The sequence below is a fragment of the Paenibacillus flagellatus genome, assembly GCF_003217775.1.
Lineage (GTDB): Bacteria > Bacillota > Bacilli > Paenibacillales > NBRC-103111 > Paenibacillus_AB > Paenibacillus_AB flagellatus.
Genome location: NZ_QJVJ01000006.1, coordinates 99549 through 112606, shown reverse-complemented (window position 1 = coordinate 112606; position 13058 = coordinate 99549). Strand labels below are relative to the sequence as shown.

General features: G+C 64.2%; 8 protein-coding genes. 7 read left to right on the top strand and 1 reads right to left on the bottom strand.

The genetic code is table 11. The annotated features are described in order from the left end of the window. Positions 1–18 precede the first annotated feature (18 nt). The 4 genes from DLM86_RS14745 (at position 19) to DLM86_RS14730 (ending at position 3888) form a co-directional block, all read left to right on the top strand. Positions 19–795, top strand: a complete 777-nt coding sequence (locus tag DLM86_RS14745) for a sporulation protein (RefSeq protein WP_110840800.1) — start codon at positions 19–21, stop codon at positions 793–795. Positions 796–956: 161 nt separating this feature from the next. Then, positions 957–1343 (top strand): MarR family winged helix-turn-helix transcriptional regulator, encoded by a 387-nt coding sequence (locus DLM86_RS14740; protein WP_110840799.1) that lies wholly within the window; start codon positions 957–959, stop codon positions 1341–1343. Positions 1344–1396: 53 nt separating this feature from the next. Next, complete coding sequence (locus DLM86_RS14735) at positions 1397–2479, top strand: saccharopine dehydrogenase family protein (protein ID WP_110840798.1); 1083 nt, start codon at positions 1397–1399, stop codon at positions 2477–2479. Between the two features lie 38 nt (positions 2480–2517). Continuing rightward, positions 2518–3888 (top strand): cytochrome P450, encoded by a 1371-nt coding sequence (locus DLM86_RS14730; protein ID WP_110840797.1) that lies wholly within the window; start codon positions 2518–2520, stop codon positions 3886–3888. 34 nt (positions 3889–3922) lie between these two features. On the opposite strand, the gene DLM86_RS14725 is transcribed toward DLM86_RS14730, so the two are convergent. After that, complete coding sequence (locus tag DLM86_RS14725) at positions 3923–4846, bottom strand: helix-turn-helix domain-containing protein (RefSeq protein WP_158289479.1); 924 nt, start codon at positions 4844–4846, stop codon at positions 3923–3925. Between the two features lie 229 nt (positions 4847–5075). Between DLM86_RS14725 and DLM86_RS14720 the strand changes: the two genes are divergently transcribed. The 3 genes from DLM86_RS14720 to DLM86_RS14710 all read left to right on the top strand — a co-directional run bounded on the left by DLM86_RS14720 (position 5076) and on the right by DLM86_RS14710 (position 12999). After that, positions 5076–10715: an FIMAH domain-containing protein gene (locus DLM86_RS14720; RefSeq protein ID WP_110840795.1), complete on the top strand. Its 5640-nt coding sequence runs from the start codon at positions 5076–5078 to the stop codon at positions 10713–10715. A gap of 244 nt (positions 10716–10959) precedes the next feature. Continuing rightward, positions 10960–11712, top strand: a complete 753-nt coding sequence (locus DLM86_RS14715) for an alpha/beta fold hydrolase (protein WP_110840794.1) — start codon at positions 10960–10962, stop codon at positions 11710–11712. Between the two features lie 225 nt (positions 11713–11937). Further along, the gene (locus DLM86_RS14710; protein WP_110840793.1) at positions 11938–12999 is read left to right on the top strand and encodes a LacI family DNA-binding transcriptional regulator; all 1062 of its coding nucleotides are present in this window, start codon (positions 11938–11940) and stop codon (positions 12997–12999) included. The last annotated feature ends 59 nt before the right edge of the window (positions 13000–13058 follow it).

Sequence of the window (13058 nt, the reverse complement as noted above, 5' to 3'; positions counted from 1 at the left end):
TTATCGGGAGGGATGGCAATGTCTTTGTTCAATCGGATGCTGGCCAGTATCGGGATCGGCGGAGCGAAGGTGGATACGAAGCTGGAGCGGGGCGAGTACGCGCCCGGCGAAGAGGTGCGGGGCGTCGTCCACATTCGGGGCGGCAGCGTCGAGCAGGAGATCGGCAGCATCTATATCCTGGTGATGACGCAATACGTCAAGGAGCATGACGACCGGAAATATACCGAAAACTACGCGTTGGCCAAAATTCGCGTTTCCGACCGGATGACGCTGCGGGCGAACGACAGCGTGGAAGTGCCTTTCGCCTTCGAGCTGCCCGTCGACACGCCGGCGACGATCGGCGGGCAGCCGGTATGGCTGCGCACGGGGCTCGACATCGAAATGGCCGTCGACCCGAGCGACGACGACGCGATTCGCGTCCGCCCTCACCCGCATGCGGAGACGGTGCTCGCCGCGGCGGAACGGCTCGGCTGCCGGCTGAAGAGCGCGCGCTGCGAATACGCCCGGTACGGCCGGGGAGGCGTCCCGTTCGTGCAGGAGTTCGAGTTTTATCCCGGGCACGGGTACGGGAGCCGGATGACGGAGCTCGAGCTCGTCTTCTTCCCCCGCCCCGGCGGGCTGGACGTTCTCGTCGAGGTCGACCGGCGGGCGCGCGGGCTGACCGGCTTTCTCGAGCAGGCGTTCGACATGGACGAACGGAAGCAGGTGCTCCGACTCGGCGCCGCGGAATTGAACGGCGGGCCGGACGCGATCGCGCACTTGCTGGCGGAGACGATCGAGCGGCATACGTATTGACGATAACAGATGGAGCGGCCGTCCGAAGCGGGGCGGCCGTTTCGCGTATCGACGCGGTTGACAATAGAAAGTTTAGTATCTAAACTAATGATATGAAACGAAAACACGATCCGTCAACCGCCCCCGAATACACGGGCAGCCGCCATATCGGGAGGCTAATTATGCAGCTTCGGCGGCTCGAGCGGCACCCGAAACGGTTCGGGGACGCCGGCTTGCTGACGCCGAGCGAAATTCATACGATCGAAGCGATCGGCGACGAAGGCGGCGTCCGGATGAGCGAGCTCGCCGGCCGGCTCGGCGTAACGAAAGGGGCTGTCACCCAAATCGTCTCCCGTCTGGAAGAGAAGGAGCTGCTGACGCGTTCGCCGCATCCGCACGATTCGAGGGCGACCGTCCTGACGCTGAGCGAAAAGGGAAAGGAGGCTTTCCGGGCGCACGAGGACGTCCATGACCGATTTTACGAACGTCTGCGCGCGCGGCTGAGCGATTCGGAGATCGACATATTCGAGAAAGGTCTCCGGACGTTGATCGAATCGCTGGAAGACTAATTTTTTTTGCTGAAAAGGTTTAGTTACTATACCAAATGACGGAGGGCTCTGGCATGAAAGACATCATCGTCGTAGTCGGCGGTTACGGTCAAGCGGGCTGCGTCGTCTGCCGCCTTCTCGGGCGACGGTTCCCGGGCCGCGTATACGCCGCCGGCCGAAGCTTGGCGAAAGCGGCGGCGTTCGCCTCGTCGACGGACGGCGACGTGCTGCCCTTGCAGATGGACGTCCGCGACGGCTCGTCCGTCGGCTTGCCGGAAGGAACCGGACTCGTCGTCATGTGCCTGGACCAGGACGATACGTCGTTCGTGGCAAGGTGTCTGGAGCTCGGCGTTCATTATGTCGATATTTCCGCTTCCGCCGGCTTTTTGGCGCGCGTCCGTAAGCTGGGCGGCGAAGGAAAAGGGCGACCGCGATCGACTGCGGTCTTGAGTGTGGGACTCGCCCCCGGCTTGACGAATCTGCTCGTCAAACGGTGCGTGCAATCGTTGGACGAAGTCCGATCTGCGGACATCTTCCTGATGCTGGGGTTGGGCGATAAGCACGGGCGGGCGGCGATCGAATGGATGGCGGACAACATGGAAGCCCGTTTCAACGTGACGGCGCAAGGGGGGCGAACCGAAGCGAACAGCTTCGAGGACGGGAAAAAAACGGCATTTCCCGGAATTCGGGGACGTAGAATGGCGTATCGGTTTCCTTTCGCCGATCAGTTCTCGCTGCCGGACACGCTCGGGATTCGTACGGTGAGTACGCGGATATGCTTCGACTCGCGGTCGGCGACCCGCCTTCTCGCCGCGTTCAAGAAAGCGGGCGCGTTTCGGCTGCTGCGCTGCCGCGCGGTTCGGCGGGCGGCGGTTCGAACGTTCGAGCGGCTCCGTTGGGGGTCCGACGTCTGCGTGGCGAAAGCGAGCGCGGAAGGGACGCAAGCCGGGCGCCCGGTCCGGTACGAATGCTCGGTGCGCGGGAGACAAGAGCATGCGGTGACGGGAGCGGTGGCGGCCGCCGTGGCGGAACGGCTCTACGTGGGCGTTTGCCCGCCGGGCGTCTATCATATCGAAGAGCTGTTCGAGCCGATGGAGCTGATCGGCGGGCTGGAGGAACGGATTGAGTTCGAAGAAGGCTGGTATGACCCTAATTAGGCGGCAAGCGCAAAGCCATCGGAAACGGAGGGAAGCGAATGACGACGTCCAATACGAACGTGCCGGGGCCGAAGCCGATCCCCGTGCTCGGAAACTTGCTCGAGATGGGAGCGAATCCGCTTCGCTTTTTCGAAACGTGCGCCCGGACATACGGGCCGGTCGTGAAGCTCGAGCTGGAGAAAGGGCGGGATACGTACTTGCTGAGCCGGCCGGAGCACGTTCAATTCGTGTTGACCAACACCCAGAAGCTGTTCGTCAAAGGCTACCAGCGGGACCGCATTTTGAGCTTGGTGCTCGGGAACGGCTTGGTGACGAGCGAAGGAAGCTTCTGGCTCCGGCAGCGGCGATTGTCCCAGCCGGCCTTCCACCAGCATCGGATCGAAGGGTACGCGGCGGTAATGTCGGCGTATGCGCAGCGGATGCTCGCCGGCTGGCGTAAGGATGAAGTTCGGGACGTTCACGCGGACATGATGCGATGCACGATGGAGATCGTAGGCAAGACGCTGTTCGACGTCGACCTGTACGATCCGGGCGAAGGCTCGAACGAAGTGGCGGAATCGATGGATCGGGTGTTTCGCGAATACGTCAAGCAGTACGCCAGCGTCGTTCGACGCCTCTTGGAGACGGTGCCGTTCCCGCTGCCGCTGCCGGGAAACGCGAGGCTGAAGCGAAGCGTCGAGAAGCTGGACCGGATCGTTTACGGCATCATCGAGCGGAGACGGGAAGAAAATCGCGACAGGGGCGACCTGCTGTCGATGCTGCTGCAAGCGAGGGACGACGACGGTACCGGAATGACGGGCGAGCAGCTGAGAGACGAGGCGATGACGCTGTTCCTCGCCGGTCACGAGACGACGGCCAACGTGCTGTCGTGGACGCTGTACGCGCTGGCCCGTCATCCGGCCGCAGGAGAGGTGCTGGCGGCGGAGCTCGATCGCGTCCTGGAGGGCAGGGAGCCCGCGTTCGCGGACATACCGCGGCTCCCTTATACGCAAGCCGTCATCAAGGAGTCGATGCGGCTGTACCCGCCCGTATGGTTTATCTCGCGGGAGCCCGTCGAGGACGTATCGATCGACGGCTACCGGCTGCCGGCCGGCTGCGAAGTGGCGCTGAGTCAGTGGGTCATGCACCGGCACCCCGACCATTTCGCCGATCCGCAATCGTTCCGGCCGGACCGCTGGAGCCCATCGTTCGAAAAAAGCTTGCCCGCTTACGTCTATTTCCCGTTCGGAGCGGGTCCGCGCGTCTGTATCGGGAGCGGCTTCGCCATGACGGAAGCGACGCTGCTGCTGGCGTCGATCGCGCAAACGTACCGCTTCGAGCCGGCCGACGGCCGCGAAGCGGTGCTCGAGCCGTCCATCACGCTTCGTCCGCGGTACGGCATTCGCCTCCGAGCGATACGAAGACGGTGAAGGCGACGGGTTCAATGGAAGGAAGCGCTTACGATCAATCCGCCGAAAACATCGTCTGCTGACGCTGCCGGTACTCGGTCGGCGACGTGCCCGTCCAGCGCTTGAACTGCTTGCTGAAATGGGCGCCGTCCCGGAATCCGAGCTTCTCGGCGATCCGGTCCATCGACTGGCTGTCGTTCATCAGCTCCAGACGGGCGTGATGAAGCGTGACGCTGGACCAATATTTGCGCGGGGAAACGCCGAACGTGCCGCGGAAGACGCGGCACAGGTACGACCGGTCGTAGCCGAGCTTCTCCGCCAGCTGCGCGATGCGCAGGTCGAGCGCGTCCGCATCGGCGCCGCCCGATTTCACCGCCTTGTCGATTTGATCGGCCATCCGGCACGCCGCCAGGAAGCCGTCCGACCGGCCGCCCCGTGCGAGCAGCTCGGACGGCTCCGCTCCCCCGAGCGCCGCGAACAGGTCGAACGCGCGGGACATCAGCTTGAGCCGCGGAGCGGGATGGGACAAGTCGCGGCCCTCGTAAGACTTCAGCAGGTCGATCAGGTCGCGCAGCGGCCCGCGGATTTCCCGCTCCGTCCGGGAGCCGTACGGATGGTGGCCGCACCGGTAGCGGCTCAAGATCGCTCGGAACATGTAGTCCTCGACGTCGAAATGAATCGCGAAATACGTCACGTCCCGACCGTGCGTGCCGGTGACGCGGTGCGGAACGCCGGGCTGGATCAACAGCACGTCTCCCGTACCCATCCGGTGGACGGCATCGCCGACGAGCACGTCCTGCCCGCCGTCCAGCACCAGGTTCAGCTCGAAGATCGGATGCTCGTGCAGCGGCCGCGACCAATGCGGCTTCGTCACCCGCCAATGCGTCTGGAATACGCGGAAGGCGGAATCCATGTCGGGCATATGAATCGTTCGGCGATACGGGACCGAGGGGTTGTCGTTCGGATGGTCGTGAATCACGCTTGCACCTCCCGTTCTGACGGCTCGGCTTCGGGCCGCTTCTTCTTCCATCTTAGCACGTTTTGCCGGAGCGAAGCAGGGTGTATCCGGCGCGGAGAAGTCCGTTTTGTACAAATTCGAGGCAAAAATGTCCCTGTTTAACACCTGTATTTCTATTTATAATAATGGCGGCTGCGCATCCGTACCGGATCGTGCCCAAACCATATCTAAGAGGAGAAGGAGTGAAGTGATGCGATCATTCCATTCACGCACGTCCCGGTTCGCGGGCCGAGCGATGCGCCGGGCGATCGGCCTGCTGCTCGTGCCGCTGCTCGTCGCCGGTCTGCTGCCGCTCGGGGCTTTGGCCGACGGCGCCCCGGCTCCGGCCGTACGCTACAGTTTCTTGGATGCGTTTTCAGGGAGCGGCGGCTTGTTCGCGCTCGGCGATTTGACCGCCGCGCCGGCGACGACTCGCAACAAGGCGTACGGGGCGGCCATTTCGGCGACCGCGATCGGGCAAGCGCGATCGTTCCAGTTCACGGTGCCGGCGTCCGGCCATTATTTGATTTCGTTTCAAGGCTACTTGTATTTCAAATCCGGCATCGGGGAGCTGTCGGTCGACGGAGCCCCGATCGGGCGGTACGACTTCTACGACCCCGGCAGCCGATTCGGGCCGGATACGCCGATGAAGACGGTATGGCTCGAAGCGGGCGGCCACGTGCTGACGCTGACGGTCGTCGGCCGCAATCCGGCCGCTACGACGGGCAGCAATTACTCGATGTATGCAAGCGCGCTGACGCTCGTCCCGATGCCGGGGCCGGCGGAGCTGCGGCTTACGAGCGAGCCGTCCAAGACGCTGCTGCTGCCGGGCGAGACGGCGACGATGCGCACGACCGTCTCGATGTCCGACGGCACGGCGGTGACGAACCCGCGTTTCGGCTACGCGAGCGGGGACGAGTCGGTCGTCACGGTCGACGTCTACGGGACGATCCGCGCGATCGGCCGCGGCACGGCGTCGATTACGACGTCGCTCGCGTCCGACCAGGGGAACGCTTCCGTCTCCTCGACCGTCACGGTGTCCGACGGGCGGCTGGCCGAGGTCGCCGTCGCGCTCGATCCTCCCGAGCTGTTCGTGGGCGGCGCGTCGCGGATCGCGCTGTCCGGCAAGCTGACCGACGGCACGCCGGCCGACTTGTCGCAGGCGAACGCCGTCTTCTCCGTGGACGATCCGTCGATCGCCTCCGTTTCTCCGCAAGGGGTGTTGACCGGGCTGAAGACCGGCGCGACCGTCGTGAGGGCGTCCGTCACGTTCAACGGCAGTACGGCGGAAGGGCAGGCTTCCGTCGTCGTCACGCCGAAGACGCTCGCCTCGGTCGAGGTGAGGCCGGAGAAGGCGACGATCACCGTCGACGAATATGCGAAAACCGTCGTCACGGGCAAGTTCGACGACGGGACGGAGGCGGACTTGACGGGCGCGACGTTCGCCTTTGCGACCGATAGCGCCGGCATCGCAGGCATCGATCCTTTGACAGGGACGATCGAAGGGAAGGCCGCCGGACAAGCGGTCGTCTCCGCGACCGTCACGCTGGGCGGGACGACGCGCACCGGCAGCGCGACCGTTACGGTACAGCCGCTCGTAAGCGACAAAACGCGCAGCACGATCTACACGCCCGCCAAGGTGGCGAACGCGCGCGACAACGCCGCCCGCTACGATTGGGCGAAATCGATCCGGGACGCGGCCGCCGCTTCCGCCGATCCGTTCGTCGCGCTCGGCTACGAGTTTCTGTGGAATATCGTGCCGCCGCAGACGCTGCCGCGCAGCTACGGGGTCAATCAGGTGATGGGGAGCCCGGTCACCGGACGCGAGATCGACAAGTACGGCAACTACCCGTATTTGGCCGACCCGGTGGGCGAGCCGTGGAAAATCGTCGACCCGTCGAGCGGCTACAAGTTCCCGACGAACGATTTCGGCGCGTATTACCGGAGCGGGCTCGACGAACAAGGCGTTTTCCGGCCCGAGCGGGCGGACCGCAGCCTGCTCGTCAATACGCTGTATCCGGAGAAAGGCCCGACGTGGGGCGTCGACGACGGATACGGGTGGGTGGACGACAAGGGCAACCGGTATACGTTCATTTCGTATTACGTCCATTGGCATTTGTGGTACAGCAGCGGCATCATTCAGCGCGCCGTCCGCAGCCTGCGGGACGCGTACGTCTTTACGGGGGATATCCGGTACGCCCGCGCCGGCATCGTCCTGCTCGACCGGATCGCCGACGTTTATCCGAGCTTGGACGCGTCGGCGTACGACCCGACGATCTATTTGCAGTCGGCCCAAGGGACCGGTACGGGCAAGGCGGTCGGTTCGATCTGGGAAACGTCGCTCGTGAAAGATTTTTTGAGCGCGTACGACGCCTTTTACCCGGCCATGGACGACCCGGAAGCGATCGCCTTCTTGAGCGCGAAGGGCCGCGAGCACAAGCTGTCGTGGAAACATTCGGGCACCGGCCTTCGCCGCAACGCCGAGCAAGGCATCGTGCGGCAAGTATTCCCGGGCGTGAAGGCGAGCCAAATCCGCGGCAACGTCGGCATGCATCAAAGCGCGCTGGCGATGGCGGCGGTCGTGCTCGATACGTTCCCGGACACGAAGGAATGGCTCGACTTCAACAACCAAGCGGGCGGTCTCGTCGCCAATCCGTGGCGCGTCACGGGAGGCAACCTGCTGGCGTCGCTCGTCAACGACGTCGACCGGGACGGCCACGGCAACGAGTCGGCGCCGGGCTACAACCGGCTGTGGCTCAACAATTTCCTGCAAGTGGCGGACGTGCTGTACGGCTACGACAAATACCCGCAGGCCGACCTGTACGATAACGTGAAGCTGCGGAAAATGTTCCACGCCATGTACCCGCTCCTGCTTTCGGAGAAATATATGCCGCCGACGGGAGACTCGGAGATGACCGGCAATCCGGGCTTGAGCGGACTCGATTCGGCGCAGATGATCAAGGCGTTCGAGGCGTACGGCGACCCGATCTTCGCCCAGCTGGCGCATTTTCTGAACAACAACAGCGCGGACGGCATTCACGGGGACATTTTCTCCGCCGACCCGGAGCGCGTCGCAGGCGATATCGAAGCCGTCATCGAGGAGCACGGACCGCTCGACCTCGGCTCGTCGAACTTGACGGGCTACGGCTTCACGGCGCTGCGGGACGGGGACAACGACAAGCGGAAATACGGGACGAACTACGGCTTCCCGCAGCTTGCGGTGACGTCGGCCAGCACGGCGTACAACACGTACGCATCGACGGCGACCGTGCAGCTCGAGGCGACGACGCCGGGGCACAGCATCGGGTTCCGGTTCGAAGCGCCGCGCACGGATACGTATCACGTGCGGCTGAAGCCGTTCCGGGCGGCCTCGTACGGCATCTACCGCGTGTCGATCGACGGGCAATTCGTCAAGGAGATCGACTTCTTCGGCACGCTCAAAGATCCGGAGCTGCTTCAAGTGATGACGCTGTCCGCAGGCGAGCATACGATATCGTTCGAGAACAGCGGCCGCAACGCGTCGGCCAACAACTACAAGATGGGCGTCACGGAGCTGCAGCTGCTGACCGCCGAGGAAGCGGCGAAGGCGGATGCGGCCCGCAACACGCTGCGCGACGCGTACATGTATTACGGGCGAAGCTCCGGGCACGGCCACCGCGACACGCTCAACATCGGGCTGCACGCGTACGGCCTCGATCTCGCCCCCGATCTCGGCTACCCCGAGTTCGCGGACAACGTCGACATGCACCGCGCGCAATGGGTCAACAACACGGTGAGCCATAATACGGTCGTCGTCGACAAGCGCAAGCAGCAGACGCAATGGGTCGGGCTGCCGCACCATTACGACGAGACGGAGCAGGTGAAGCTCGTCGATGTGGAGGCGCCGAAGCCGTATCCGCAGACGGAGCGATACCGGCGGACGATGGCGACGATCCGCGTCGACGCGGAGCATTCGTACACGGTCGATTTCTTCCGCGTGAAGGGCGGCAGCGACCACCATTACAGCTTCCACGGGCCGGAGGGGACCGTGTCGACCGAAGGGTTGGCGCTGACGGCGCAGCCGACCGGCACGTACGCGGGACCAAACGTCGCGTTCGGCCAGCGGGCGGACGACGTGGAGGGAGCCGGCTACATGGGCAGCGGCTTCCATTGGCTGAAGGACGTGGAGCGCGACGGATCGCCGACGGGCGCGTTCAGCGTCGACTGGAAGGCGAACGATACGTGGAACGTATTCGGCCGCGGCGCCGGCGCGGAGACGGACGTCCACCTGCGGCTGACGATGCTCGGCCCGGTCGACGACGTCGCGCTGGCGAACGGCGTGCCGCCGCGCAACAAGCCGGGCAACCCGCAGCAGCTGCGGTACATGCTCGCCCACCGGACCGGCGCGAACCTGGACAGCCTGTTCACGTCGGTGCTCGAGCCGTACAAGGGAGAGCGGTACGTCCGCTCGATCGCGGAGGCGGAAGTGAAGCGGGACGGCGTCCCGGTCGATACCTCGACCGATAACGGCGTGCGCGCGATCAAGGTGGAGCTGGCGAACGGCCGCACCGACTACATCGTGCAGGCGTCCGACGCGTCCGCGACGTATACGATCGACGGCAAGCTCGAATTCCGCGGCTTCTTCGGCGTCTACTCGGAGAAGGACGGCCGCACGATGCACGTTTACCTGAACGACGGCACGACGTTCGGCCGCATCGGCGAAACGCCGCTTCGCTCGGCCGGGGCGCTGCAGGGCGCCGTCGTCGACTTCACCCGCGAGCTGGCCGTCGGCAACGAAATCGTCGCCGAGCTCGACCTGCAGGGCGTCGACCCGTCGGCGCTGGCCGGCCGCACGGCGTACGTCGCGAACGACAAGGAACGCAACGCGGTCTATGCGATCCGCAGCGTGACGCCGCTCGGCGGCGGCCGGTACCGTCTCGACATCGGCGATGCGACGCTCGTGCGCAGATTCGTCGATTCGAACGATTTTTCGAAAGGCTACGTCTACGACATCGCCCCGGGCGCCGCTCTGCGCATCCCGCTGTCGGCGGAAGCGAGCGTCCCCGTGACGGAAGCGGCCGTCGCCGGGCCGCAGACGAACGGGTGGTATACGGGCGACGTCACGGTGACGCTGCACGTCTACGGCGACCCGGCCCGCGTATCGCGCACCGAATACAGCCTGGACGGAGGCGAAGCGTGGTCGCCTTACGGCGAGCCGATCGTGCTGGCGGACAGCGGCCGGCATACGGTGCACTATCGTTCGGTGAACGATAGGGGCGAGACGGAGGCGGCGAAGTCGGTCGAGATCCCGATCGACCGGGACGCTCCGGCGTTCGTACTGACGGCGAACGGGATTCCGGCGGCGGAGGGAACCGTCGTTGTCGAGGACGGCGAGCCGGTGCGTCTCGAGCTGACCGTAACCGACCCGCTGTCCGGCGTGGCCGTCCGATCGATGACGGTGACGGACGCCGTCTACGGCAACGGCACGTATGCCGATTCGGCCGTCGTCGACTGGTCCGGCCGGCCCGGCGCCCACATCGTCCGGGTCGAGGCGGCGGATGCGGCCGGCCATACGGTCGCGGCGGACGTAACCGTCCGCGTCACGACGAGCCTCGACTCGATCGGGGCGCTGACGGAGCGGTTCATCGCGGCGGGCGACGTCCGCGGCCCGCTCGTGCCGCAGCTGCGCAACGCCCTGGAGCAGGCGAAGCATCATTACGGCAAAGGCTCGGTCAAGCAAGCGTCGAGCCATCTGGAGCGGTATGCGATGCATCTGAACAACGGACCGATGCGTCAGCACGTGTCCGAATCGGCGAAGGCGGCCTTGGCGGCCGACGCCGACTACTTGCTGCGGCTTTGGGCGAACCCGTAGAGGCCGGGTCGCACCAAGCACTGCCGATGGAAGGGACGTATGTTTTTGTCGCCGTTTAGGGACAAGAGCATACGTCTTTTTTGTCCAGGGGCAGGCGGCGGAACCGAGCCCGTATCGCGGGCACGAGCCGGACTCGATCATTTTAGCGGTACGCTGACGAAGCTCATTTTTATATTGACTAGTTGTTCATTCAAAAATAAAATAAAGCTATACCCGGGTAAAACGTTGGAAGGGAGCCACGCCGATGGACTTGTATTACGAAACGCAAGGGGAAGGCAAGCCGGTCGTACTCATTCATAGCCCGGGGGTCGATTCCCGGGAATGGACATTCGTCGTTCCGCACTTGGCGGCAGCGCATAAAGTCGTAACGTACGACGGTCGCGGGACCGGGCGTTCCCCGGCGCCGCAGAGGCCGACGAATTTGCTGGACGACTTGAGGTCGCTGCTCGACGAGCTGGGGCTCGCGAGCGCCAGTCTCGTCGGCCATTCGATGGGCGGGCAGCTGGCGGCCGAATTCGCGCTCGCCCATCCGGAGAGGGTCGACAAGCTCGCGCTGATCGCGCCTTCGCTGTCGGGCTTCGCGTATTCCAAGACGTTCACGGATTGGATGAATCAAGTCAATTCCTACGCCCCCGACGTGCGGAGGATGGTCGACTTTTCCTTGAGCGGTCCCCTTTACCGAACGATCATGCAAAGCCCTCACCGCGATTTGATGCAGACGCTGCACAGCGAATATATGAACCGCGTGTTTACGGAATGGAAAAGCTTCGAGGTCGTATGGCCGACCCCGCCGGCGATCGAGCGGCTGGAGCGGATCGAGGCCGATACGCTGTTCGTGCGCGGTACGGTGGAATGGGACGACATGGACCGGGTGGCGGAGGAGTACCGGCGCATCCCCTCCATTCGGTTCGAGGTCGTGGATGGGGCCGACCATATGCTTACGATTACGCACGGCGAGCGGCTGGCGGACCTTCTCGTACGGTTTCTGGACGGATAGCCGGAAGCTGCGGACGGCCGGCGGAGACGTCCGCGGCGTGTAAAGAACGACAGGGGAGCCGCGAACGGTTCCTCTTTTTTTCATATGCCGGTAATAGGGACGTCGGGCAGCTTAACCGGAGGGGGGGGACGATAGAGGAGAGAGGCCGGCACTTGACACTTTAAACGTTTAAACCTATACTTGATTTAAACGTTTAAATCACAGTCGTGAAAGGAGGAACCGCGGGTGACGGAACATCGCCAAGCTACCGTGTTCGACGTCGCCAAGGAAGCCGGCGTCTCGACCGCGACCGTCTCCAACGTGCTGAACCGCCGCAACGTGCCGCTTACCGAGGAGACGATCCGCAAAGTCGAGGAAGCAGCCGCCAAGCTCGGCTACCGGCGCAACGTGATGGCCGCTTCGCTCAGCCGGCGCCGGACGTACGAGTTCGGCCTGCTGCTGCCCGGGTTCGGCGGCTATTACGGCTTGTTCGCGCAGCAGATGGAGCGGACGGCTCACGCCTACGGCTACCATCTCTCCGTCTTCTCCACCGATCTCGACTCGCAGATCGAGAAGCGGCTGCTCGAGAAGCTGCTGGAGCGCAGAGTGGACGGGCTGTTTTGCCACGGTCTCGCCATGTCGCACGATTCGGTTCGACGCATGGTGGGCGACGGGACGCCGATCCTTTTTTTCAACTGCTGGAACGAATTGAAGGAGCTGGCGATCGGCACGGTCAATCTGAACGTCTACCAAGCGTGCGTCGACGCGGTGCTCCATCTTCGCGCGCAGGGCTGCCGCTCGTTTTACTATTACGGCCACCGGCGCGCGCACGCCACCGACGAGCAGCGCAAAGCCGGGTTTCGCGAAGGGCTGCGCCTGCTCGGCGATACGTACCCGTTCGACATGATCGACGCGGGGGACATCGCGCCGGAGAAGCTGCCCGGCTGGCTGGCGGAGCGAAGCGAAGGGACGGAGCCGGCGGGCGTCATCTGTTTCGACGACTGGAAGGCGTTCGTCTGCATGAACCGGCTTATCGAGCAGGGGTATCCGGTGCCGGACCGGTTCAAGATCGTCGGCATCAACAACGAATTTATCGCCGAGCATTCGTACCCGGGCATGACGACGTTCAACATTCCGTACGAGCATCAGGCGGACATTTCGTTCCGCTGGATGCTGACGCACCTGGGCGAGCAGGCGAAGCTGAAGACGAAGGGCGACGCGCAGCCGGTCCGGCTGCCGGAGCCGGGCGGCGAAGTGAAGATCCCGCTCGCGCTCGTCGAGCGCCTGTCTTCGGCGAAGCGGAATTGAATGAACGCGCCGGACGAGCGGCGGACAATCAACGGGCAAGAGGCGAATCGGGAGAGGGG

Excerpts from the sequence above, each read along its gene's own strand:
- DLM86_RS14715 (WP_110840794.1), top strand. The coding sequence starts at position 10,960 with ATGGACTTGTATTACGAAACGCAAGGGGAAGGCAAGCCGGTCGTACTC.
- DLM86_RS14740 (WP_110840799.1), top strand. The coding sequence starts at position 957 with ATGCAGCTTCGGCGGCTCGAGCGGCACCCGAAACGGTTCGGGGACGCC.
- DLM86_RS14730 (WP_110840797.1), top strand. The coding sequence starts at position 2,518 with ATGACGACGTCCAATACGAACGTGCCGGGGCCGAAGCCGATCCCCGTG.
- DLM86_RS14735 (WP_110840798.1), top strand. The coding sequence starts at position 1,397 with ATGAAAGACATCATCGTCGTAGTCGGCGGTTACGGTCAAGCGGGCTGC.
- DLM86_RS14720 (WP_110840795.1), top strand. The coding sequence starts at position 5,076 with ATGCGATCATTCCATTCACGCACGTCCCGGTTCGCGGGCCGAGCGATG.
- DLM86_RS14745 (WP_110840800.1), top strand. The coding sequence starts at position 19 with ATGTCTTTGTTCAATCGGATGCTGGCCAGTATCGGGATCGGCGGAGCG.